Source organism: Ruficoccus sp. ZRK36 (assembly GCF_019603315.1).
Taxonomy (GTDB): Bacteria; Verrucomicrobiota; Verrucomicrobiia; order Opitutales; family Cerasicoccaceae; genus Ruficoccus.
Window position 1 is genome coordinate 3,282,445 of sequence record NZ_CP080649.1, and the last position, 23,611, is coordinate 3,306,055.

Sequence of the window (23,611 nt, forward strand, 5' to 3'; positions counted from 1 at the left end):
TAACTCACCGCTTACGCTTGGCCTTCGCCCACCAGTCGCAAATCTTACCGTCCAGTCCAATGGGCGGCACGGTCATTTTCTTCCAACCCTGTTCGCAGTGCTGTACCACGCACTCAAACTTCCGCAGTTTGCGAAATTCATACGGCTGGATGATGTAGCGATCTTCCTTGTGCTTGTTAAACGAATGTTTACCCCCGGAGACGCCTTGCGACTTGCGCCAGACTTCCCGCTTGCCTACGCAGTCTGCGGCGGTTTTGGCGCTTTCTTCATCGGCAGCCTTGAAGATCACCCGATTGCCCATGTTGGCGATAAAGACTTTGGCTTTATCCGCGCCCATAGGCGGAACCAAGCTTTGTGTGGATTGCGTGCCCGTCATGACCATGACGCTCGCTTCCCGCAAGGTGTCCACGGTGTTGTAGTCGCTCAAGCCCGCTTCGTTGGCGGTGGCTGTCTTCTGGAATTCGTCAAAGAGCCCAACCAGCAGATTCAGGCCTTCGCGTTCCTTGGCGGACTTGTCGAAGCGTTGCAGGCCGTGATTGTAGAAGCTCAGTTTTAGGAGCGTGTAGATATAGCGGCGCTCAACCGAGAATTTCTGAGGCATGGCGACCGTGGCGATTTTACCCTTGTCCAGATCGGTAAAGGTGAACGTTGACGGCTCCTCGGAGCAGAATACCTCTGCAATTTGGGGACTGGTGAAGTAACTCAAATAACCCGCGATGGTCGATTGAACCCCTCGAAAGGTTTCTTCATTGAGACTCAGGTAGCTGGTTGCGAAATGATCAAGCACCTCATTTGCTTCCGGCGTATCGAACTCAGCCAGCGTTTCGCCCATTTTTTCTAAGTATTCTTCGTCAGTCAGCAGATCGAAGCAATTGAGGATGGTAACCGGCTGACCAAGCGCTTTCAAAAAGCGAAATCCCCATTCGATATGGATGGTCGCCTGTTGCTGAAAAAACGGATTCTCATTGCCTTTTTTAGTAAGGGAACTGGCGACATCCACAATCGTCTTGGCATGATTGGAGTACGGAATACCCGGCACTTCGAGAAAGTTGAACGTGACCTTGGGTTTCCAGTCCGCAGGCGCGTTGTCGGGACGGACCTCCAGGACAATCAAGTCGCTTTCATCTTTGGCGGGGTGATTTTTGAAGATGCCTTGTAAGACCTCAATAAAGGCGCCCTTTTCATCCAGAATAAGTCCGCCCCAATTCGGCGTATTCTGGCAAAGCTGCCAGATCACCCGTCGAAAGAAAAAGGTTTTGCCGCTGCCCGTTTGCCCGGAAACAAACCAGTGGCGGCACGCTTCGGATTGGCGCCAGACGAAGCGGCCAAACCGGAAAATCACCGGATTTTTATCAACGGCCTCCGGTTTTGCGGGCTTGCTTTTGCTCCGTGATCGACTGCATTCGCAGTAAAATTGCCATGCGGCCAGTGCGCCAAAAGCATAGGCGGAGGCGGCAAGCATTTCCTTTGGACTCCATAGCAAGACGTAGGCTATAGAACCGGAAAAAATGCTTAATATGAGGTTGCCGAAGGGCATTCAGTCAAAGGGGGTTCAGTGGGAAATCATTCCGATGAAGGCTGGATGTTATTCTTTTCAGAGATCGAGATTTTCTCAATAAATGGCGATCCTTGCGGACATCGCGCCATGAGTCGCTTATCGTTCGCTTTGATCCACTCGACGCTGAATTTCGCTATGCGTTCAAATAATGGTTCCAAACGAACGCCCTCCATACAGACCTCATGCGAGGAATAATGAAGCGTAATCCGCTCAATTTCGTTAAGATTTTCGTAGTCTCCATTGATGAAGTGAATCCAAGGGAATATTCGGCGTAGCCCGTCCTGAGTTTTTATGAGCAGCGTGGGAGCGCCTTCGCTGAGCGAAGCGCTGAGGACGCCTTCCGGCGGCCTCATTTCCTGAGTGGTGTTCCCGGTTTCCATATTGGTTCGCCTAACATTGATTGTCGCATACTCCGACTTTGGCTCCGTCTGAACGTGCGGCGGGGCGGTTCGATACGCTGGCGGGGCTCTGGCGGCGCCACGTGAAATTTCTTAAGCATTCGCTGTTGGAGTTCCTTGATAATAAGTTTTGAGGTCTATTGGGCGTGATCTATTCCCTGACGATTCAATTGCCTGCCCTTGTCATTTGATTTCGCAAAGTCCATCGCCAAAGTGCGCTCGCCGAGGCGTAGTAGATTTTCGCGCAGAGCTTCCTCGTCAGAGGTATATATTTTAATTTTCGACGCGCCCGCGAAATCGACACGTACCGCTGGTTGCGATTGGTCGCAGCCCGATTTTGCGAGTCAGAGAACAGAACCGTATCTACGGTTTTGCCCTGCTAAGGCGAGTAATCGTCTTTAGATTGATTTTAGACCAAAATGCTTTCTGTCGCACCCAGTTATTTCATGTGATCGCATTTCCATGGAGCTCCTCCTACGTACACATGGCTCTATTTGGACTGAGCCTGATTCAAGTGAAAGAAGGTGCTTGACATATCCCTCTCATCTCGTCTTGAAATCGATAAACGTGCGTGCTAAGAAGAAAATTGTAGCCCTGTTAATTGGCCTTGTCGCTTGGAACGGAGTTCTGGGTGGGGTTGATGGGTTATTAATGTGTCTGCACGCGGCAGGATCATTACATATTGCCAGCATTGATCCTGTGAAGGAATGCTGTCATGGAACTGATGAAGCATCAATTCATGAATGTAACAATTGTAATGATGTTGAGCTAAGCAGTGTCGATATGCTTGCTTTGCGGGACGGTGATTCATTGCTTAATAATCTTCCCGCCGATGCTCCTGAAATAGTTGTGCGACCCGAGTTTGTCTGGAAAGCTGAAAAAGTTCTCGGACCGACTCCGACACGCGCTCCTCCGCATAGTGTAGATGTTTGTCTGCTGGTAGCAGAGACAGTCGTGCTACGCATTTGAAATCCTGATCAACGTTGATGGGCGTCTCCATTCTGGAGCCGCTTTTTGCATGCCCCATTCGGGCGCGCAGTCACCAACTTGCATCAGGATTTTCCATGTACTTTTATAAATATTTATCCACATACACTCTAATTTTTTCTATCCCTCTAGGGACACTATTCGCGCAAACGCCAACCGGTTCTGAGCCGGAACCAGTTACATTTGCAGCAGCCCTACATCGAGCAATCGACAACGATCCTCGGCTCAATATAAACGCTGCTGAAGCGGAAGCCGCTGAGGGACAAATCGATCAGGCGGATTTACCCCCGAATCCGGTTATTGGTTTTGAAGCGGAAAACTTCTCGGGCACCGGTCCAATAACCGGAGTTCAAGGGTTGGAACTCACTTTAGGGATCAGCCAAGTCATTGAAACGGCGGACAAACAAGAACGCCGGACCGCTCTAGCCCGAAAGGAGCGCGCTCTGGTTGACTGGCAACGTGAAGTCTTGCTAACCGAATTGGAAGCGAACGTCAGGGCGGCTTTTGTCGATGTCTTGCTGGCTCAGAATTCCGTCGCACTGCGTAAAGAACAGTTGACGCTGGCTCAGGAAAGCGAGAGCGAAACCGCTCGACTCGTCGAAGCCGCCCGCTCGCCACAGGTGGAGCTGACACGCGCTACGCTCGCCGTTCGCCAACAGCAGTTTGCCTTGGACAAAGCTCAACGTAACTTATCTACGGCTAAAACCACGCTCGCGGCTTTATGGGGAGCCGAGCCCGAACCATCTTTCATGGTTGAGGGCAACGTTGCTTTGGAACCTGAATTACCGGGTTTTACCCAACTAGCTTCCCGGTTACCAAGCACAGCGCAACTGGCCCAATATGAAGCTGTGCTCCAGAGCCGTGAAGCTGCATTGGAGCTGGAGAAGGCGCGTGCGATACCCGACGTGGAGATCTTTGGCGGCGCTCGTTATTACAACGAAGATATGGGCAACTACGGATTTGTTGCGGGCGTCAATATTCCTTGGCCCCTCTTCGACAGGAATCAGGGGAATATTCGCACCGCCCGAGCACATGTGAGAGCAACAGAATACGAGCGGGAGGCTGTACGGCGAGAGATGCTCATTCAACTCAACCGCGCCTATCGGACACTGGCCAGTGCTCATGCCGAGGCGCTTTCAGTGCAAAAAGACCTGCTTCCCAGTGCAGAGCAAACACTGGCCGACACCAACGCCGGGTACGAGCGCGGCCAATACACTCAACTTGCCGTTCTGGAAAGCCGGGAAGTTCTGTTTGAGGTGCGTGAGGCTTATCTCGACGCCCTGCAACGCTACGCCTCCGCTCAAGCGACTATTGAGGCCCTGACGCGTCCAGCGAGCCTGCAACAGTAGTCAATCAATCGTCATTACCTTAATTTTAAATTCATAATTATTTCCATGAAAACATTTTCAAACTACATAAAATTACTTTCTATCGGGTTTATAGTTCTGGGGTCGTCCGTGACAGTACGCGGTCAGGAGCATGCTGGCCACGACCACGAGGAAGAGGTCGGTCACGGCGAGACTCATGAGCAACACGAGACGCACGACGCGCACGCCAGTAAAAAAGGCGAAGCGAGCGCACACGATCACTCCGAAGAAGCGAAACACGGGGAATCCCATCAGGCCCATAAAGAGCACGACGACCATGCGGATACTGACGACCACGGCAATCATGACGGTCATGGCGACGAACATGGTGGCCCTATCCGGCTCGATTCAAAGGACATGCAAGACTTTGGGATACGTGTAGCAACGGCTGGGCCTGGAGAGATTCATGACGAACTGCGTCTTCCTGGAGAAGTGCGCATAAATGAAAATGCCATGGGGCATGTCAGTCCTCGTTTCGATGGAATCGTTTCTAAAATCCATGCCCGCCTCGGAGATCAGGTGAAGAAAGGAGAGGTTTTGGCGGAGATGGAGAGCAATGAAACACTCAGACCGTTTAATCTGATAGCCCCCATAGATGGGACGGTCGTCGCCTTTCACATCACGCCAGGTGAAAGCCTCGCTGCTGGAGATGTGGCCTACACGGTTGCAGATACAAGCACAGTCTGGATCGATCTCCGCGTTTATCAACGAGATCTCCCCAAAGTGCATAAGGGGCAAACGATTCGGCTGTCGGCTGGTCACGAGTATCCCCAGAGTGAAGGGGAAATATCCTATGTGGGACCTGTGGTTGATGAGACTAGCCGGACAGGTTTCATTCGCTCGGTTGTACCCAATTCACAGGGACACTTTCGGCCTGGACTTTTTGTGATCGGCAACGTGCTGCTGGATGAATATCGCCTGCCGGTCGTTGTACCGCGATCCGCTGTCCACACGTTAAATGATACCAATGTGGTATTCGTTCAGACCGACGAGGGAGATGGCTATGAGGCGCAAGCTGTTCGCATTGGACGTGGTGACACGAAAAGTGTCGAAGTAATTGAGGGGCTGAAACGTGGCCAGACCTATGTGTCTCAGGGAGGTTTTTTTCTGAAAGCTGATTCGCAAAAAGAAAACTTCGGTGACGGCCACGCACACTAAGCTGAAAGGATAAAACATATATGAAACGCTTAGTAGAATTTGCGCTGCACTCGCGCCTCTTGATCGTCGTGATTGCCTTGCTCGTTATGGCTGCAGGCTATTGGGGCTACAAAAAACTACCGGTCGATGCATTCCCCGATGTCTCGCCAAACCTCGTGCAGGTCTTCACCGTAACGGAAGGACTTGCACCAGAAGAAATCGAAAAATACGTGACCTTCCCCGTTGAATCATCTATGAACGGTCTGCCGGGGATTGAGAACATTCGATCCGTTTCCAACTTCGGACTATCGGTGGTAAATGTCTATTTCGAGGACGGGATGGATATCTACTTTTGTCGGCAATTAGTTGGCGAACGTTTGAACGAAGCACGTGAAGCAATCCCTGCGGGATTCGGGGAACCCGAGATGGGCCCGATCTCTACTGGTATGGGGTTGGTTCTCTTTTACTACCTCGAAGACACAACTGGCCAGTACTCACTGACGGAACTACGTTCGATTCAAGACTGGATAATCAAGTTCAATCTCCAGAATGTCCCAGGAGTAACCGAGGTGCTTGGGATCGGCGGATTTGAGAAGCAATTCCATGTCGTGGTTAATCCCCTCGCGCTAGAACGTTACGGCTTTACCGTGCAGGAAGTCATCGAGCGGTTGGAGGACAACAACCTCAACATCGGTGCACAGTTCATCGAACGCAATAACGAGGAATACGTCGTGCGTTCGGTGGGGCTCGCAACGACAACAGCAGACCTAGAATCTGTGCTCATGGGGAGTAGTGATGGTGTGCCAATCACCGTGGGCGATGTTGCCGAAGTAAAGGAAGGTGCAGCTATACGCCGTGGCCTGCAAACGAAGAACGGGACCTCCGAGGTGGTCGCCGGACAGGTTATAAAACTCTTCGGGACAAATGCCTCGACTGTCATTCAAGGGGTTGAGGACAAGATTGAGACGATTAATGCAAGCCTGCCCGAAGGTGTTCATATTGTTCCCTACTATGAGCAGAAAACACTTGTGGAGTCCGCCGTGAGCACGGTCACATCGGCACTGGCTCAGGGCATTTTGCTGGTGGCGCTTGTTCTAGTCGTCTTTATGGGCGGCCTGCGTCCGACACTGGTTGTTGCCATAGCTTTGCCGTTTTCGGTTCTATTTGCGACTTTGGGCATGTATTACTTTGGCATATCCGCGAACCTAATGTCGTTAGGTGGATTGGCCATTGCTATTGGAATGCTGGTCGACGGCGCCATCGTCGTAGTCGAGAATGTCGACCAACATCTGAGAGCCGCCAATCCAGGAGAAACGAAACTCCAGATCGTAGCCCGAGCCTGCGGTGAAGTGGCGCGCCCAGTCGGTTTTGCCGTGGCTATCGTCATCCTCGTCTTCCTGCCCCTGTTCACGCTTACTGGAGTCGAGGGCAAAACTTTCCGGCCGTTGGCTTACTCTATCGCTTTGGCCATGAGTGGAGCATTGATTTATGCGTTGATCGTTGGGCCCACACTAGCTTATTTCCTGATGCGTAAGCCCAAGCGAAAAGAAGCTCAAGCAGGAGCCGACAAGCGTGAGAGCCTGATTGTACGCGTGCTGCAAGCACCTTACCGACCACTGGTGGGCTTTCTTGTCAATCAGCGATGGTTGGCAGTTCTGGGTGCGGTGGCGTTGCTGGGTCTCGGGGCATGGGTTTTCCCAAAACTAGGTACCGAGTTTACCCCCGAACTCAACGAAGGTACGGTCGTGGTTAAGCTGAAAATGGCTCCGTCCATCTCAATCGAAACATCGAAGCAAATGACACAGGCTATCGAGCGGCACATACTTGAAGTGCCAGAAGTGACAAAAGTCGTTACAAGGATCGGGCGAGGCGAAGTCGGCGCACACGCCGACCCGATCAACGCCGCTGAACTATATCTGATTATGACGCCTCCGGAGGAATGGCGCGAACCTTATGATCAGGAGGAGATGGTCGAACATATTCGGGAGGCCATAGGCGAACCACCCGGCGTAATAGTCAACTACACGCAACCCATCGAAATGTCTGTCGACGAGTTACTCGAAGGGGTGCAAGCCGAACTTGCGGTCAAGCTCTTTGGCGAGGATCTAGATGTCCTCCTCGACAAGGCCAACGAAATCGCCGCTACTTTAGGCGAGATCGAAGGGGCCAGGGATGTCCAAGTCGACCAAGTCACGGGTTCACCACAGTTGCTAATAAAAATCGACCGTCAAGCCGCCGCGCGCTACGGTCTAAACATCGGAGACATCCAACGGGTTGTCCAAGCGGGTATTGGCGGGACTGAAGCCGGACTCATTTTCGAGGGCATCCGCCGCTACGAAATCCTTGTTCGTTATCCCGAAGCATACCGGAATAATGTGGATGCAATCAAAGAGACAATCATCCGCAGTTCAGACGGGGCACTCGTTCCTCTCGACGAAGTGGCCGCAGTAGAGGAAATTGTCGGCCCACGGCAGATCACGCGGGAACGCAGCCAACGCTTCATTGCCATTCAAGCCAATGTCGTTGGCCGCGATATTGGCGGCTTTGTCGCTGATGCTGAAAAGGCCATTGCCGCCGAGGTTGATTTACCTTCTGGCTATATAACGGTTTGGGGTGGTTCCTACAAGCTTCAGCAAGAGGCGAATAAGCGTTTCGCGCTCGTCATTCCCATCACCTTGCTGCTCATCCTTTTGATGATCTATGCCGCACTAGACTCGTTTAGAAACAGCCTACTCATCTTACTCAACATTCCCTTAGCGCTAGTTGGTGGAATTGTCGCACTATGGATTAGTGGGGAAAACCTCTCTGTGCCTGCGACTGTGGGCTTTATAGCGTTGTTTGGCATCGCATTGGGGAACGGCTTAGTGCTTATCACCTACATCAATCAGCTCGTATTAGAAGGGATGGACGTTGGCTCAGCCTCGATTGAGGCGGCCTGTCGCCGCTTACGTCCGGTTCTAATGACTGCTATCACCACTGGTCTTGGATTGTTGCCGTTGCTGCTGGCAACAGGTACTGGTAGCGAGGTGCAACGACCACTGGCGCTCGCCGTAACCGGTGGCTTGGTGTCATCGACATTGCTCACACTCCTCGTTGTACCAGCCCTGTATAAATGGTTCGCGATCAGTCCAGAAAAATAATCCTAACGAATCTATCTATGAAAGAAATCAAAGCATACATTAAAGCGATCAAACAAGACGCCGTTACTCGTGCGTTGCATGAAATCGAAGGGCTCTCTGGGGCCAGCTTTTCCAACATACTCGGTTTCGGTCGCGGCAAAAACCAGACTTCGGGATATAATCCTGATGTCGACCCATCCGGCTATGTGCATCACGTCAAGGTTGAAGTCGTCTGTAACGACGACCTCGCCGATGCCGTCATCAGCGCAATTCATCACGCAGCCCACACTGGGCTGCGCGGTGATGGGCGTATTTTTGTAAGTTCCGTGGAGAGTGATGTACGGATTCAAAACGAACCATCCTAAATCATGCCCATCAGCGTGCGCAGATAAGCCGTTGTCTCATGAGTTCAAAGGCAAAGCGACCAGGAAAAAAGTCTAAGAAGTTACTTAGGCAGGAAGCTTTGTATGCAAAAGAGAAAAAGCAACGCAGGCAAGTGGCGCTGTCATTGCTAGTAATATCTTTAGTATTCATTGTGGCAACTGTACTGATAACCCTGAGAATCTCCAAGCCATACGGTCACTTGCATTATCCGGTGGGGCTAATTGCGTTTGATGCTTTGTTCTCCCTGTTCGCATCCTTTGCAGTAATCGACTGGATAAAATATTAATTATCAAAATGAAAAATATTTTAATAATATCATGCGCGGCACTTTTGCAAACAGCCTGCACCAGCGATGCAGTCTGGGCTAGTTCCGATATCCGTCTCCCAGCAGGAATGGCCGCGGAGAACCAAGCATCATCCCGCCCCTCATTAACGATCAAAAATGAGGGCAAGGCGGTGGAAGTCAGCCGTGCCGTGGCTATGGCTAGGGACGAGGACACCCTGATATCGATGCAGGTGACCCGTAGAAACTATCAATCACTTCCTCATGGTGCGCATATTGATTTATTGATATACGGTCATGACAATCAGCCTATAGAAACGAAGACAAAGAGTCTGCGCTCCCATCAGTTTCGACATCGCCCCAATGGCAGTTTCCTCCCCGCAAACATCAATGTTTCTATTGGCAGCCATCGGGACGATATCGCAAGGGTGGAAATCATCACGCACTCAGAAAACCATTCGGAACACTCGACAACCCTTATTGGCAATGAAGAAAATTAACGCAATCATTCGGGCTTCACGACTTCAGACCGTCATTAAGGAGTTGCAAACCATACCCGGCTTGACCGGCGTAACCATGTCCACTGTTCGTGGGTATGGATGCCATACCTGGACCACGTCCGAAGAAATACCTCCACTTTTTAAAAATTCGCGAACAATAAAGGCAGAGGCTCATACCAAAATAGAAATTATTTGTGCTGATCATGTGGTGGAGAAAGCCGTCTCAGCGATAGAAATCGCCGCGAAGACCGGTAGGCCGGGCGACGGAAAAATAACGATCTTTCCAATTGATGACGTAATTCGCATACAAACTGGAGCCAGGGGAGAACAGGCGATAGAACAGCAAGGAATCATTAGCGATCATGATTAAAACAATGGTCATTAACCAAGCGGAGGTTTTACCAGAGGTTTCATTGATTGAAGATCCCTGCGTCCACCGCTTGGTCGAGCGGATTCATAACCTCTTTCCGCGCCAAGTTCAAGTTGCCGTTACTCCAGCGATAAAGGATGAAATCGAAAGCTATGAACTAAAGGTTGTCTATAACGACCATCATATTTCAGGGGCTTACCTGCTCACTCATGTCAAGCGCGTCGGGTCTCTCCTGCTTCGAGATCATAAACACGCCTACTGGGCGATTTACCAATCACTTTCCAAGCAACAAAAAGAGGAGTTGTTGAAAGGCGTCAGTTCCATTCCGGGAGAGAGCTTTGTTGCCATCGATGGTCATGGTTTTCTCTGCGTCGAGTATTCTGCGGGAGCTAAAAAATTCGAAGCATATTTAAATGCGTACCTGGACGAATTCTTTAAAAGGATTACCCTTAATAGACTAAGCAATGAGCGAGCACCATCATCACGATCACGGAACAGAGCAAGTCAGTGATAAAGTTCTGCTATGGACTACCTTTGTTAATATTGGCCTGTCTGTTTTTGAATTCATAGCCGGAGCAATTGCGGGAAGCGTCGCGCTCATGGCTGACGCATTGCACAACACCAATGATGCGGCGGCGCTGCTCATTGCCTATATCGCCCGCAAGGTATCCAGAAAGGGCGCAGATGAAAAATTCACTTTTGGCTATCGTAGAGCCGAGTTGATTGGCGCAATGATACAATTGACGGCCCTCATCCTCGTTGGTCTCTATCTGGTCTACGAGGCGATCAGGAGGTTTTTCAGCCCCGAACCACTCGAAGGCGGTTGGATTATGGCGGCAGCCGGAGTTGCCTTGTTTGTTGATGTAGTCACCGCTTGGCTGTTGTGGTCAATGTCGAAAGGGAGCATGAATGTGAAGGCAGCTTTCCTGCATAATCTAACAGACGCTGGCGCTTCGGTTGCGGTATTAGTGGGTGGAGCAACGATTTACTTTTGGGGGTGGAACTGGGTCGATCCAATCCTCACCCTATTGATTGCAGGCTATATTCTTTACATGTCCTTAGGCATGCTGAGAACAACCTGCCGCATCCTCATGGAAGGCGCTCCACCTGATTTATCCATGGAGCAAGTGCAAGCAACGATGATGGATGTTCCTGGAGTCGAAGGTATTCACCATCTGCATGTATGGGAGTTGGATGAACACCATCAGGCTTTGGAAGCCCACGTCGTGGTAAAACGATCTCAGGCCGATCACGACCATGAATTGAATATTCGCCGAGCACTAAAACAGCGATTGCAAGAGCGCCATTCCATCCAACACTGCACGCTCGAACTCGAATATCCGGGCGATCCCTGTGGTTCCTCAACAAATAACCTGATCGAGCATGAATAATACTGAGACCACCACAAACAAAGTTCCGGTGAGAAAGCCGGGACTGCTAAAGCGCATCATAACCAGTCTTGACTGTGCGATGAAGCAAAAGGCTGACGCGCAGCGTCAAAATGATAGTTGTTGCGGCAAGAAGGACCCTAAAGACGGTAAATGCTGCTGAAGCTAGTCGACTTGCTAATTTATGAGTGGGCAGGGTTCGCTCCTGATTCCCGGCTGGGCGGAGCCATTCACTTTTTTGTCTACGACTCGTTAAAGATACTTCTGCTTCTACTCGGTTTGGTTTTTATTATCGGCATCGCCCGCACCTATTTACCTCAAGAGCGTCTGAAACAGTGGATCAATCGTGGCGGGATCTGGGGCAACACCGTGGCCGCTCTCCTGGGCGCCGTAACACCCTTTTGCTCATGCTCAGGCATTCCGATATTTATCAGCCTCCTCAAGGCGGAAGCTCCACTTGGAGTTGCTTTCTCATTTCTCATCACCTCTCCCATCATCAACGAATACCTCGTTGTGTTGATGGCCAGCGAATTCGGAATGCCGATCACCTTCGCCTATATCGTCTGCGGCCTGACCATTGGGATTCTGGCCGGTGCGCTGATGGGTAAAATGAAATTGGAGCGCTATCTCGAACTTGATATTATGAGGGGCGCCTCTGAAGAAGAGTCGGTTCGGCGCTACACCATTGCCGAGCGATTGCGCTTCGGATGGGGTGAAGCGGTTACAATGTTCCGGCAAATCTGGCACTGGATTCTGCTTGGTGTCGCTGTCGGAGCCGTAATCCACAGTTACGTTCCCCAAGCAGCCATGGAGCGTATTATCGAGGCAACTGGCGTCTTTTCCGTTCCAATCGCCACCACCTTAGGCGTGCCCATGTATGCCAATTGCGCCGCCATCGTTCCAGTTGCCATCGTTCTTTTCGAGAAAGGCATACCGCTGGGAACCGCCTTATCCTTTATGATGGCCATGGCAGCGCTCAGTTTGCCGGAAGCGATCATGCTGCGGCGTGTCATCAAACTACCTCTCATCGCCATCTTTTTTGGCATCACCGCAGTCGCTATTATTGCCACAGGTTATTTACTGAATGAATTGGAGCCTTTTCTTTCACGCTAGCTCAAAACGATGCTTTCACTCCATAGAAGCGACAGCCAAGTTTTACTGCGAAAGCAGAGCGGGCAAACTAATTAACACTGAGTCTTGATCCGCGATGAGCAGCATCCGCTACGCCATCACGAATTGCCGGGCCGCCGTTAATAAACCCGACAAGTATATTTTCATACAGCCAGAAACACCAGAACCACGAGTCTTAGTGTAAGCGTCATACCAAGTGCCGTTGATTTATTCTGCCCGCGGGGGCGGGGGTTGTCGTATATTCGGTAGGCATGGAGATTACGCCTTGTCCGCCAGAATGTGATGCCGGGAGCGCAGGCTTGAGTGAGCTTGAGTTGCTGAGGCGGGAGCTGGCTGGGGTGTCGAGGGTGTCGCCCGGGCAGCGAGAGTTGATCTTGGATGCGTTCGAGCGTAGCGGGCTGAGCGAGCGAGCATTTGCGGAGGGTCTGGGGGTGAGGGATGGGACGTTCAGGCGGTGGGTGCGGGCGCGGCATCGTGTTCTTAGCGGGGAAGCCGGGCTGACCGGAACGACCGGCCCTATTGCGCTGGTTGAGGCGGTGTTGGATGGGGGCGCGGGCACTGGAGGCTCTGTCGAGGTGGAGACGCCGGGCGGGCTGAAGGTGCATATCGCCCGGCGTGAGGATATTGCCCTGGCGGTGGCGCTGCTGCGGGCCTTGCGGGAGGAGTCATGCTGAGCTTCAGCGGGAGTCTGCGTGTGTTCGTGGCGCTGGAGCCTTGCGACATGCGCAAAGGGTTTAGTGGACTGGAAGCGCTGGTGACGCAGCGCCTGAAGGAATCGGTGCGCGGGGGAGCGCTGTTTTTGTTCACGAACAAGCGGCGCACACGCCTGAAGGCGCTTTACTTCGACGGGACGGGTTTGTGGCTCCTGAACAAAAGGTTGGAGGTTGGTCGCTTCAGTTGGCCAGTCTCGACGGACCCCACGGCAGTGAAGCTGCGGCTGCGCCCGGAGGCGTTTGTGCTGTTGTGCGACGGGGTGCAGATGCAGGGGGCAAAGTTTTTACCCTGGTATGAACGCGAGCCGTGATAATGAGCTTTACTGTCATGCTAAAATGGATACAGTGATGGCATCATGACCGACCGCGAAGCCGCCCTCGAAGCCAAACTGGAGGCGGCTCAGTTGGAAAACCGGTTGTTGCGGGAGAAGATCGACGCGCTGGTGCGTGCCCTTTACGGCAAAAAGAGCGAGAAGCTGGACCCCGCGCAACTTGAGCTGCTCGGAGGGCTTGCGGAAAAAATAGACGAGGCTCCCGCCGCCGTTGAGCCGCCCGCGGGAGTCACCCAAAAGGCTCCGAGCAAGCCCCGCCGCCCCGGTCCGCGCGTGCCCGAGCACCTGCCGGTGAAGGAAGTCGTGCTCGACCCGGACGAGGTGCTGGCTTGCCCGCAAGAGTGGCGGCTGATGGGCGAAGAGGTCAGCGAGCAGCTCGATTACGAGCCGGGGCGCTTTTACCGTCGCCGCCTGATCCGGCGCAAGTACGTCCGCAAGGACGCTCCCTTTACCGCGCCGGTGATCGCGCCGCTGCCTCCGTGTATGCAGGAACGCTGCCTGGCCACCCCGGAACTGATCGCTCAGGTGGTGATCGGCAAATATGCCGATCACCTTCCGCTTTACCGGCAGTCGCAGATTTACCGGCGCGCAGGCGTGGAGCTCTCGCGGCAGACCCTGTGTCGCTGGGTGGACCTGGCCGCCGATACCTGCCAGTTGCTCTACGAGTGGATGGCCCGCGAGCAGATGGCCCACGCCTACCTGCAAATCGATGAGACGCCCATCCCGTACCTTGATCCGGGCCGGGGCCAAACCGCCAAGGGCTACCTGTGGGTCTGCTCCCTGCCCAACGGCTACGTCATTTACATCTGGCATCCGAGCCGCTCAGCCGAGTGCCTCCAGCAGATACTCCCCGAGCACTACCGAGGCATTATCCAGTGTGACGGCTACGCCGCCTATCCCAGTGTGGCCAGACAACGCGCCGGACCGGACCTGGAGCTGGAACAGGGACCGGTTCAGTTGGCCAGTTGCTGGGCCCATACCCGGCGCAAGTTTTTTGAAGCTCGCGAACACGCCCCGAGCGTGGCCGGATGGATACTCGGGCAGATCGCCCAGCTTTACCGCGTTGAGCAACGCCTGCGTGACGACAAGGCCGGACCCGCCTTGCGGTCAGCTCGGCGTGCCACGCAGTCGGCCCCCGTCGTGGCCCGCCTGAAAAGGGCCTTGCCCATCCTGCGCCAGCGCTACCGCCCCCAGTGCTCCATGGCCAAGGCCATCGACTACGCCCTGGGCCAGTGGAGCGGACTGGAAGCCTTCCTCCAAAACGGGGCCATCGACATCGACAACAACGAGGTCGAGCGAGCCATCCGCCCCACCAAGATCGGCGCCAAAAACTGGACCTTTATCGGCTCGGAAACATCAGGAAGAACCGCTGCCATCCTTTACACCCTCATCGAGTCTGCCAAACGATACGGACTCGACCCCTACCAGTACCTCCTCCTCCTGCTCAGGGAACTCCCCGCCGCCACCAACTGGCAAATCCAAGCCTACACCCCTGCCGCCATCGCCAAGAGCAAACGACTCCTGCCGGCAAACGCCGCCTGAGGCCGACCAGCCCAATCCCCGGGGACACGGCGTACGCGCCCCCCTCCAACGCAAGCGACACCGCAAACGACGCGGCAAGCAAAATCAAACGGTGCTTGGCATGACGCTTACGTCTTAGTGGCCTCATAAAAAACAACTCTTGACTTCATCAGTTTCTGATTATCAAATGCCAACATGCGCATATATGCGACTATTAATGAGCAACCGACTAATACAACGAACTCTTAGGGTGGCATGGCCATTATTTCTGCATACCAGCAGTTTGCTCCAAGGAGAAACTGTGGCTTTGTCGGATGGCAGCCTTGGTGGAGAGTTGCAGGCTCTTAAAAGCGTTGAGCCGCAATATACGCCCTCATCTGATTACATCTTTGAGGAGCTTGAGGGGGAGATCACGCTCCTTGATGCCTTTGCTGCCGTGTTACTCAATAACCCCAGGCTGGCGCAATACGGATGGTCCGTGCGGATAAGCGAAGCTGAGACCTTGCAGGCCGGCCTTTTGCCCAATCCTCAGATTGGAATAGATGTAGAGGAGTTTGCAGGATCGGGTGATCGATCTGGTTTTGATGGCGCTGAATCAACGGTGCTTATCAGCCAGCTCATTGAGCTTGGACAGAAACGGCAAAACCGCTCTGAAGTTGCGCGGCTGAATGAAGACATCACGAGTTTGGAGTATGAAGCTACACGCGTGGCTATCCTCGCTGATGTGTCGAAGGCATTCATTAATGTGCTGGCCGCTCAGGAACGTCATCAGCTGATGCAGATGAATCTCGAACTTGCAGAGCAAGCCCTCGTCGCTGCAGACAAGCGCGTTGAAGCCGGGGCCGCCTCTCCCCTGGAACAAGCCAAGTCAAAAGCCATCGTGACTTCGGAAAAGATCAATGTGCAACGCTCGCAACGCGAACTTGACGGTGCGCGAATCAGATTGGCGGCATTGTGGGGAAGCAGTAATCCGAAGTTTACAAAGGTAAGGGGCGCTTTTTTAGCTCATGATAATTTACCTCATATTCATACCCTCTACACACAAATTAACCAGCACCCGGAGATCGCTCGCTGGGCGGCTAAACTTGCCGAGCGCCGGGCAGCGATTCGCTTGGAGCAATCTGAAGCGATACCTGATTTAACGGTTGGGGTCGGCTTAAAGCATTTGAATCAAAACGACGACCTATCTGCGGTAATTCAAGTCAGTGTGCCAATTCCAGTATTCAATCGAAATCAGGGGAATATTTTAAAAGCCAGGCGCGAACTCGAAAGAGCCCGCCAAGGCCAGCGTGAAACCGAAGTTCAGATTTACGCTTCGCTGACGAATGCTTATCAGCAGTTGACCATGCTGCACGAAGAGCTTGCGGCCATCAAAACGGAATTACTGGTCACCGCGCAAGGAGTCTACGATGACACACGCAGGGCATACGAGGAGGGCAAAGCGAACTACCTCGAAGTGATTGATGCCCAGCGCATGCTCTTCGACACTCGTTTGCGCTACAATGAATCACAGGCTGCTTACCACCAGATCGCGGTGGATATCGAGGCCTTGATCGGCCAGTCACTTTCTAATTTTCAGCAAACATTACCGGAAACGAATTCCAATTAAAGGAGGAGGAAGTAAAATGAAAACAAATCATCATGCCCAGTTCAATCGCTCCAGATGGAGCGTCGTAGTCCTCTTAACGGTTATTCTGTCATTAGTGCCTCTGATTGGAAGCGCAGATGGCGCAGCCGAGGTGCAGAAGCAGGATAACGGAGATGAATGCACTCTCTGTGAAACGGACATACCTAAAGGTCAGAGCGAAAAGGCAAAAAGCGAGGCTACCACGAGCCACACTTCTAGTGCGATTGAGCTTTGTGAAGCGCATGGCGTCAGCAAGGATCTCTGCTATATCTGTGACCCGTCCAAACGTGAAAAAGGACGCTTGTGGTGCAAGGAACACAATCGCTACGAGGATCGCTGCTGGCTTTGCCAGCCACAACTGGAAGACAAGGATCGCCTGTGGTGCAAGGAGCACAGCCTCTACGAGGACGAATGCTTCTACTGCCATCCAGAGGTAAGCGAGAAAAACAACACCCCCGCGACCGCTTCTACCGCGTCTGCGCAAGCGAGTATTTCACTTTCCTCGGAAACCTGCGACCCCCACGGGGTTTCTGTCGATCTCTGTTATATTTGTGACCCGTCCAAACGAGACAAGGGGCGACTGTGGTGCCGTGAGCACGACCGCTATGAAGACCGTTGCTGGATATGCCAGCCACAGTTGGAAGACAAGGGTCGCCTCTGGTGCGAAGAACACAGCCTCTACGAGGACGAATGTTTCTACTGCGACCCGGCTCGGGCAACTCATAGCACACAGCAAGATTCTTCCAAGCAATCGGACGCCCCTGCTCTCTGGTGCAAGGAGCACGATGTTGCCGAATTGGAATGTGGTATTTGTCAGCCTCAACTCGCCGGCCAACTCGCACCGGGCAAAAGTGTAAAAGTCCGCTTTGCTTCGGCGGAATCCTCTTCCAAGGCGGGAATTGCAACCTCATATCCCACCGAAGGCATTGCGCAACCATCGGTGTCGGCTTTCTTCGAAGTGAGCTACAACCGAAACAAGTTGGCGCTCGTGACACCACTCGCCGATGGGATTGTTCGCGCCGTTCATGCGGACGTGGGGCAATCTGTCCGCAAGGGAGATGTGCTCGTCGAGATCAGTTCCGACGAAGTAGCCTCGGCAAAGGCGGAATTCCTCACCCGCCGGGTAGAGGAGCGTATTGCGGAAACTGCTTATCAGCGGGAGAAAAAGCTGAAAGAAGAAAAGATCTCGGCAACCCGTGACTTCCTGGAAGCGGAGGCGGCTGATGAAGTGGCACACTTAAAGAGCAAAATGGCGCGGCAAAAGCTTCTGAACCTCGGGTTTACGGCTGAGGAAATTGCACAAATCGCCAAAGAGCAGGACAGCAGCTCCATTATCCGACTGCGTGCGCCGTTTGCGGGAACGCTCGTCGCTCGTGAGGCCGTTGTGGGGGAAGCCGTATCCGAAGGCAAAGCGCTGTTCAAGGTAACTGACTTATCGACCCTTTGGCTGGATTTATCAGTCAGCCCGGAGCATGCCGATTCCGTGCAAGTCGGTCAGATCGTGACAGCGCGTTTCGACGGTGGACCTGAAGGTGTTGAATATACCGGAGTGGTCACCTGGGTGGATGCCGCCATTGATACGCGAAACCGTATGCTTAAAGCCCGCGCCGAGATAAAGAATCCGCAAGGCACCATACGGCAAGGCATGTTTGGGCATGCCGAGTTGGCGCTCACGAGTTCGGGTAACGCCGTTTTGCTGCCAAGTGATGCGATTCAGCATCACGAAGGCCGACCCTATGTTTTCGTAAAAGAAGCAGCTGATCTTTATGCATTACGACACGTAAGGCTCGGACAATCAGGAGGCGATACGGTTGCCGTCATGGAAGGTCTCAGTCCAGACGAACTGGTCGTAACCGAGGGGGCCTTTATCGCCATGTCAGAGTTTCTCAAGTCTCGTCTAGGTGCAGGCTGCGTCGACGATTAACTCGCTTGCGATTCAAACTTCATGGAATCCATTTCAAAACTCTCATTGCAGAATCGGCTCTTGGTTCTGCTACTTTCGGCTCTCTTTATCGGTGTCGGTTCATGGAAATTATTTCAGCTCCCTGTGGATGCGTTTCCCGACACGACGCCCGTTCAGGTGCAAATCAACACCGTCGCACCCGCGCTCAATCCTGAGGAGATCGAGCAACAGATCACCCTGCCGGTTGAGCTGGCGATGGGCGGGTTGCCCGGGCTGGAAAGCGTCCGCTCGGTTTCCAAGTTCGGTTTTTCCCAAGTCGTCGCGACCTTTTCGGACAATACCGAGATTTCCGAGGCGAGGCAATATATCTCCGAACGGCTCTCCACGGTCGAACTGCCCGAGGATATCGAACGGCCACAGCTGGGCCCCATTTCGACCGGACTCGGCGAAATCTTTCACTACACTCTCAGCTCCACCGATCCCGAGCACTCCTTGGAGGAGCTGAGGACACTGCATGACTGGGTGATCAAACCAGAGCTGCGGAAAGTCTCCGGGGTCGCCGAAGTCAACTCGTGGGGCGGCTACGAAAAGCAATATCACGTCATTGTCTCGCCCCGGAACTTGGTCAAATTCGGGCTGACCCTCGACGAGGTAGCCGAAGCGCTACAGGCGAACAACAGCAACGCCGGTGGCGGCATCCTCACACGCGGCGGGCAGTCGCTGCTGATCCACGGCCTCGGGCGCGTGGAGTCGATCAAAGAGATCGAGGACATCGTGATCGCCTCCTACGCGGGCAGCCCGCTGCGCATCCGCGATGTGGCCGACGAGGTGAAGATCGGCTACGAAATCCGCCGGGGCGCTGTCACCGCACAGGGGCAAGGCGAGATTGTGCTCGGCCTGGCCTTCATGCTGATGGGGGAAAACGGCATGGTCGTGACCGAAGAACTCAAGACACGCCTGGATCGCCTCCGCCGGTCACTGCCGGAAGACGTCGTCGTGAACGTCGTCTATGATCGCACCGAACTCACCAGCCAGGTCATCGGCACGGTTCAACATAACTTAGCGGCGGGTGCCATCCTCGTCGTGGCGATCCTTTTCGTGCTGCTGGGAAATCTCCGGGCAGGCCTGTTGGTCGCTTCGGTCATTCCGATCTCCATGCTCTTTTCGGCCTTCGGCATGAGCTACTTCGGCATCGCGGCCAGTTTGCTCAGTCTAGGCGCGGTTGACTTTGGCATGATCGTGGACGGCTCCGTAGTGATGACCGAGTCGAACATGCGCAAGCTGGGGCAGCGACGCGTCGAGTTGGGGCGGGAACTGACCAAGGCGGAGCGCCTTGAGATCGTCATCAGCTCGGCCAAGGAAGTCGCCCGCCCCGTCGTTTTCGGAATGGGCATCACAATTGTAGTGTTTTTCCCGATACTGACGCTGGAAGGCACCGAGGGTAAAATGTTTCGCCCGATGGCGCTGACCTTCATCTTCGCCCTCGCAGGCGCACTGATCTACGCGCTGACCGTCACGCCCGTGCTCAACTATTATTTCATCAAGCCCAGTGCGAAAGAAGAGGCGGGCTGGTTTGCGGGGACATTGACCAAGGCCTACGCGGCCTGTTTGCGCTTCGCCATGCGCGCCCGCGTGTTTGTTTTGACGGCGGTGGCCGTTGTCTTCGCGCTGACGCTATGGGCTGGTGCGAAAATGGGCGGCGAATTCGTGCCTCGACTGAGTGAAGGCGCGGTCACGATCAATACGATCCGACTTGCCGGAATTTCGATTCCCGAATCCGTCAAATACAACACGCGCATCGAGCAGCTCTTACTGGAAAACTACCCGGATGAAATCCGCCACGTCTGGAGCCGCATCGGCTCGGCCGAGGTCGCCACCGATCCGATGGGGACGGAACTGACCGATATTTTCATCTCTCTGAATCCGCGTGAAGAATGGACGAAAGCCAAAACCCAGACGGAGTTGGTCGCCGCCATGCAAGCGACCGTGGCCGAACTGCCCGGACTCAACATGGCCTTCACCCAGCCCATCGAAATGCGGCTCAACGAAATGGAGTCCGGCATCCGCTCCGACGTGGGAATCAAGATCTACGGCGACGAGTTTGACGAACTTGTGCGACTGAGTGACGACGTGCAGCGGATTCTGCTCGATGTCGAAGGTAGCGGCGACATTTCCGTCGACCAACTGACCGGGCAGCCGACCCTCAAGATCGACATACGGCAGGATGTCATCGCACAGCACGGCATTTCCGCTCGCCATGTCATGAGCATTGTCGAATCCGTGGGGGGGACACGGGCCGGGCAAGTATTTGAGGGGCAACGCAACTTCCCCCTCGTGCTGCGCCTGCCGGACGCTTTGCGCACGGATATCGACGCCTTGCGTAACACGATCATTCCGACTGCCGAAGGCCAGCAGCTGCCCCTGCATCGGCTGGCTGACATTCGGATCGAAGATGGCTCCGCCACGATCAACCGTGAATGGGGCCGCCGCTTGATCCGTATTCAGGTCAACGTGGACGACCGTGACGTTTCATCATTCGTCGCCGAAGCTAAGGCCAAGATCAATGAATCACTGGAACTGCCCGAGGGCTACGTGCTCGATTGGGGCGGTCAGTTTGAGAACCTCGAACGCGCTCAGACACGCCTCGCCATTGTGGTGCCAGTTACATTAGCGGCTGTTTTCTTCCTGCTCTACTTCAGCTTGAAGAACATGCGCGATGTTTTGCTCATTTACAGTGGCATCCCACTCGCCCTCATTGGCGGTATCCTCACCCTCTGGTTTAGAGGTATCCCTTTCAGTGTGAGTGCCGCCGTCGGCTTTATCGCTTTAAGTGGCATCGCCGTTCTCAACGGGCAGATCTTGATTTCGGCCATTCGTTCCTACCGCGAGCGCACCGCCAACCTGCGGGAAGCCGTCACACAGGCCGCCTGCCAACGCCTCCGCCCCGTGTTGGCGACGGCACTGACCTCGGCTGCGGGATTTTTACCCATGGCCTTATCCACTGGTGTCGGTTCGGAAATTCAGCGGCCACTGGCTTCCGTCGTGGTCGGTGGCATCCTGACTTCGACTTTGTTGACTCTGCTTGTTCTGCCGCTTCTCTATGAACTGTTCGGTAGTCGCGGTGATCCCCAACGCGAAGACACTGATGCATGACAAACCCTCTAAATCGAATTTCATCCCATGATTGATCCAACATCCGCTTCCGCAATCTTCAAATCTTTGTCCGACCTGACGAGACTGCGAATCGTCCGGCTACTCGTCGTCAATCAAACAGAAATGTGTGTCTGTGAGTTAGTCGATGCCCTCAATGAGAAACAATACAACGTCTCCAAACAAGTAAAGATTCTGGAGTCGGCAGGCATTCTCGAAAGCAACAAAGAAGGCCGCTGGATTTACTATGGGCTCAAACAAAATAAGAAAGGCCTTCTAGATTCTATCTACACCGGCGTCGCGATGATCGAAGACAAAGCTGACCTATTCACGAGCGACCAAAAGCGGGTCGAAGCGCGCATGCAGTTACGCGAGGATGGACGCTGCAAAATTGGTTTGGTCCAGACAGAAAACGGAGGGACTGTGAGCAGTGATTCCCCACGTGTTTCTCACGGCTAATCAAATGCTGCTATTTAAATCGACATACCACATTGAAAAAATGGACTGCCCCTCGGAAAAGCAGATGGTGCGTCTCAAAATCGAACCGCTTGAGAGCGTTCTTGGTCTGTCATTCGATATTCCTCAGCGAACAGTGCATGTCATTCATCAGGGCAATGCGGAGTTAATCACTGAGGCAATCGCAGAGTTGGGATTGGGCTCACGTTTTGAGGCTTCTGAGAAAGTAGAAAAATACGCCGGCGAAGAGCAGATCACTCAGAAACAGATTTTGTGGTGGGTGCTCGGCATTAATGCTTCGTTCTTTGTCATCGAGATGGGATTCGGCTTGTTATCGAACTCTATGGGGCTGATTGCAGACTCTCTCGACATGCTGGCCGATACCATCGTCTACGGGCTCAGCCTGATAGCTGTAGGCACCGCCGTTACGACCAAGAAGAAAGTAGCTAAAACCAGCGGGCTTTTCCAGATGCTGTTGGCGCTTATCGGCTTTTCGGAAGTTGTTCGACGGTTCTTCTTTTCAGAGGCGATGCCGGACTTCAGGACGATGATCGCCGTGGCCTCTCTTGCCATGGTCGCCAATGTGATTTGCCTTTGGTTGATTCAAAAAGCTAGTTCGGAAGAGGCTCATATGCAGGCGTCCGCCATATTTACCTCAAACGATATCATCGTTAACGGCGGCGTCATCGTCGCCGGTTTACTCGTATACTCGCTCGATAGCCCCTGGCCCGACCTCATCGTCGGCGGTATTGTTTTCGGATTCGTCATGCGGGGAGCGATGCGCATCTTAAAATTATCGAAATAAACTTTCCAATTGAGTGTGTTATTTGACCTAGCCTAATCCATGACCCATCATCGACATACACGACATACACGACATATAGCCGCAATCAGCTTGGCATTGCTGATCGCCTTAGGCTCTGTTTTGGGTACGGTCAATGGGGTCGTAATTTGCTTTTATCCTGAGGGAGATCAGCAGCCACCTGTCGAACTTTTGAGCCATGATTCTTCTGAAGCTAGTGTGGAATGCGTGGTTCCGGAAATGCCAATCTTCGGATCGAAATATCCGTCTTGCACAGACTTATTGCTGAAATCGGCGGACTGGCTATTGGTACGTCCCGTAACACTAAAGTCGGGAGATGTGCTATTTACGAAGGTTACTCGCGGGAGGCATATAACTCCAGTAACGAGCTTCCTTCCTGAAATGCCGGGGTCATGGGGTCTTATCCGCAGACTAAATCATGTGGAGTCCACCGCTGAATTGGTCAGCCGCGTTATTGTGCTGCG

General features: G+C 53.4%; 21 protein-coding genes. 19 read left to right on the forward strand and 2 right to left on the reverse strand.

Going from position 1 to position 23,611, the window contains the following annotated elements:
• Positions 1–4: 4 nt before the first annotated feature.
• Together K0V07_RS14305 and K0V07_RS14310 are read right to left on the reverse strand one after the other, a co-directional pair.
• Positions 5–1,537, reverse strand: a complete 1,533-nt coding sequence (locus K0V07_RS14305) for a type IV secretion system DNA-binding domain-containing protein (RefSeq protein WP_220622067.1) — start codon at positions 1,535–1,537, stop codon at positions 5–7.
• Positions 1,538–1,563: 26 nt separating this feature from the next.
• Positions 1,564–1,938 (reverse strand): hypothetical protein, encoded by a 375-nt coding sequence (locus tag K0V07_RS14310; protein WP_220622068.1) that lies wholly within the window; start codon positions 1,936–1,938, stop codon positions 1,564–1,566.
• Between the two features lie 570 nt (positions 1,939–2,508).
• On the opposite strand from K0V07_RS14310, the gene K0V07_RS14315 reads away from it, so the two are divergent.
• From K0V07_RS14315 to K0V07_RS14405, 19 genes are all read left to right on the forward strand, one after another.
• On the forward strand, positions 2,509–2,925 hold the full coding sequence (locus K0V07_RS14315) for a hypothetical protein (protein WP_220622069.1): 417 nt from the start codon (positions 2,509–2,511) through the stop codon (positions 2,923–2,925).
• Positions 2,926–3,020: 95 nt separating this feature from the next.
• Positions 3,021–4,292: a TolC family protein gene (locus K0V07_RS14320; RefSeq protein ID WP_220622070.1), complete on the forward strand. Its 1,272-nt coding sequence runs from the start codon at positions 3,021–3,023 to the stop codon at positions 4,290–4,292.
• 45 nt (positions 4,293–4,337) lie between these two features.
• A complete protein-coding gene (locus tag K0V07_RS14325; protein WP_220622071.1) occupies positions 4,338–5,468 on the forward strand; it encodes an efflux RND transporter periplasmic adaptor subunit in 1,131 nt (376 codons plus the stop codon).
• A gap of 20 nt (positions 5,469–5,488) precedes the next feature.
• Positions 5,489–8,587, forward strand: a complete 3,099-nt coding sequence (locus tag K0V07_RS14330) for a CusA/CzcA family heavy metal efflux RND transporter (protein ID WP_220622072.1) — start codon at positions 5,489–5,491, stop codon at positions 8,585–8,587.
• Between the two features lie 17 nt (positions 8,588–8,604).
• Complete coding sequence (locus tag K0V07_RS14335; protein WP_220622073.1) at positions 8,605–8,931, forward strand: P-II family nitrogen regulator; 327 nt, start codon at positions 8,605–8,607, stop codon at positions 8,929–8,931.
• A 38-nt stretch (positions 8,932–8,969) separates the two neighbouring features.
• Positions 8,970–9,236 (forward strand): hypothetical protein, encoded by a 267-nt coding sequence (locus K0V07_RS14340; protein ID WP_220622074.1) that lies wholly within the window; start codon positions 8,970–8,972, stop codon positions 9,234–9,236.
• Positions 9,237–9,244: 8 nt separating this feature from the next.
• The gene (locus tag K0V07_RS14345; RefSeq protein WP_220622075.1) at positions 9,245–9,733 is read left to right on the forward strand and encodes a hypothetical protein; all 489 of its coding nucleotides are present in this window, start codon (positions 9,245–9,247) and stop codon (positions 9,731–9,733) included.
• A complete protein-coding gene (locus tag K0V07_RS14350) occupies positions 9,720–10,103 on the forward strand; it encodes a P-II family nitrogen regulator (RefSeq protein ID WP_220622076.1) in 384 nt (127 codons plus the stop codon). The genes K0V07_RS14345 and K0V07_RS14350 overlap by 14 nt, the downstream gene beginning before the upstream one ends.
• A complete protein-coding gene (locus K0V07_RS14355; RefSeq protein ID WP_220622077.1) occupies positions 10,096–10,614 on the forward strand; it encodes a hypothetical protein in 519 nt (172 codons plus the stop codon). The genes K0V07_RS14350 and K0V07_RS14355 overlap by 8 nt, the downstream gene beginning before the upstream one ends.
• The gene (locus K0V07_RS14360; protein ID WP_220622078.1) at positions 10,568–11,494 is read left to right on the forward strand and encodes a cation diffusion facilitator family transporter; all 927 of its coding nucleotides are present in this window, start codon (positions 10,568–10,570) and stop codon (positions 11,492–11,494) included. The genes K0V07_RS14355 and K0V07_RS14360 overlap by 47 nt, the downstream gene beginning before the upstream one ends.
• A 150-nt stretch (positions 11,495–11,644) precedes the next feature.
• Entirely contained in the window at positions 11,645–12,604 is a 960-nt protein-coding gene (locus K0V07_RS14365; RefSeq protein ID WP_220622079.1) for a permease, read from the forward strand.
• A gap of 386 nt (positions 12,605–12,990) precedes the next feature.
• On the forward strand, positions 12,991–13,296 hold the full coding sequence (locus K0V07_RS14370) for a hypothetical protein (RefSeq protein WP_185676817.1): 306 nt from the start codon (positions 12,991–12,993) through the stop codon (positions 13,294–13,296).
• Positions 13,290–13,646, forward strand: coding sequence for an IS66 family insertion sequence element accessory protein TnpB (gene tnpB / locus K0V07_RS14375; RefSeq protein WP_220622080.1), 357 nt, complete (start codon positions 13,290–13,292; stop codon positions 13,644–13,646). The genes K0V07_RS14370 and tnpB overlap by 7 nt, the downstream gene beginning before the upstream one ends.
• A 45-nt stretch (positions 13,647–13,691) precedes the next feature.
• Positions 13,692–15,209, forward strand: a complete 1,518-nt coding sequence (locus tag K0V07_RS14380) for an IS66 family transposase (protein WP_220622081.1) — start codon at positions 13,692–13,694, stop codon at positions 15,207–15,209.
• Positions 15,210–15,489: 280 nt separating this feature from the next.
• A complete protein-coding gene (locus K0V07_RS14385) occupies positions 15,490–16,797 on the forward strand; it encodes a TolC family protein (protein ID WP_220622082.1) in 1,308 nt (435 codons plus the stop codon).
• Between the two features lie 16 nt (positions 16,798–16,813).
• Positions 16,814–18,739: an efflux RND transporter periplasmic adaptor subunit gene (locus K0V07_RS14390; protein WP_220622083.1), complete on the forward strand. Its 1,926-nt coding sequence runs from the start codon at positions 16,814–16,816 to the stop codon at positions 18,737–18,739.
• A 21-nt stretch (positions 18,740–18,760) separates the two neighbouring features.
• Positions 18,761–21,871 (forward strand): CusA/CzcA family heavy metal efflux RND transporter, encoded by a 3,111-nt coding sequence (locus tag K0V07_RS14395; RefSeq protein ID WP_220622084.1) that lies wholly within the window; start codon positions 18,761–18,763, stop codon positions 21,869–21,871.
• Between the two features lie 27 nt (positions 21,872–21,898).
• Positions 21,899–22,327, forward strand: a complete 429-nt coding sequence (locus K0V07_RS14400) for a metalloregulator ArsR/SmtB family transcription factor (RefSeq protein WP_220622085.1) — start codon at positions 21,899–21,901, stop codon at positions 22,325–22,327.
• A 4-nt stretch (positions 22,328–22,331) separates the two neighbouring features.
• A complete protein-coding gene (locus K0V07_RS14405) occupies positions 22,332–23,129 on the forward strand; it encodes a cation transporter (RefSeq protein WP_220622086.1) in 798 nt (265 codons plus the stop codon).
• Positions 23,130–23,611: the final 482 nt, after the last annotated feature.

Coding starts and splice junctions, on each gene's coding strand:
- K0V07_RS14350 (WP_220622076.1), top strand. CDS start 9,720: ATGAAGAAAATTAACGCAATCATTCGGGCTTCACGACTTCAGACCGTC.
- K0V07_RS14340 (WP_220622074.1), top strand. CDS start 8,970: ATGAGTTCAAAGGCAAAGCGACCAGGAAAAAAGTCTAAGAAGTTACTT.
- K0V07_RS14305 (WP_220622067.1), bottom strand. CDS start 1,537: ATGCCCTTCGGCAACCTCATATTAAGCATTTTTTCCGGTTCTATAGCC.
- K0V07_RS14395 (WP_220622084.1), top strand. CDS start 18,761: ATGGAATCCATTTCAAAACTCTCATTGCAGAATCGGCTCTTGGTTCTG.
- K0V07_RS14320 (WP_220622070.1), top strand. CDS start 3,021: ATGTACTTTTATAAATATTTATCCACATACACTCTAATTTTTTCTATC.
- K0V07_RS14400 (WP_220622085.1), top strand. CDS start 21,899: ATGATTGATCCAACATCCGCTTCCGCAATCTTCAAATCTTTGTCCGAC.
- K0V07_RS14335 (WP_220622073.1), top strand. CDS start 8,605: ATGAAAGAAATCAAAGCATACATTAAAGCGATCAAACAAGACGCCGTT.
- K0V07_RS14365 (WP_220622079.1), top strand. CDS start 11,645: ATGCTGCTGAAGCTAGTCGACTTGCTAATTTATGAGTGGGCAGGGTTC.
- tnpB (WP_220622080.1), top strand. CDS start 13,290: ATGCTGAGCTTCAGCGGGAGTCTGCGTGTGTTCGTGGCGCTGGAGCCT.
- K0V07_RS14330 (WP_220622072.1), top strand. CDS start 5,489: ATGAAACGCTTAGTAGAATTTGCGCTGCACTCGCGCCTCTTGATCGTC.
- K0V07_RS14380 (WP_220622081.1), top strand. CDS start 13,692: ATGACCGACCGCGAAGCCGCCCTCGAAGCCAAACTGGAGGCGGCTCAG.
- K0V07_RS14310 (WP_220622068.1), bottom strand. CDS start 1,938: ATGGAAACCGGGAACACCACTCAGGAAATGAGGCCGCCGGAAGGCGTC.
- K0V07_RS14405 (WP_220622086.1), top strand. CDS start 22,332: ATGCTGCTATTTAAATCGACATACCACATTGAAAAAATGGACTGCCCC.
- K0V07_RS14325 (WP_220622071.1), top strand. CDS start 4,338: ATGAAAACATTTTCAAACTACATAAAATTACTTTCTATCGGGTTTATA.
- K0V07_RS14390 (WP_220622083.1), top strand. CDS start 16,814: ATGAAAACAAATCATCATGCCCAGTTCAATCGCTCCAGATGGAGCGTC.
- K0V07_RS14360 (WP_220622078.1), top strand. CDS start 10,568: ATGAGCGAGCACCATCATCACGATCACGGAACAGAGCAAGTCAGTGAT.
- K0V07_RS14355 (WP_220622077.1), top strand. CDS start 10,096: ATGATTAAAACAATGGTCATTAACCAAGCGGAGGTTTTACCAGAGGTT.
- K0V07_RS14345 (WP_220622075.1), top strand. CDS start 9,245: ATGAAAAATATTTTAATAATATCATGCGCGGCACTTTTGCAAACAGCC.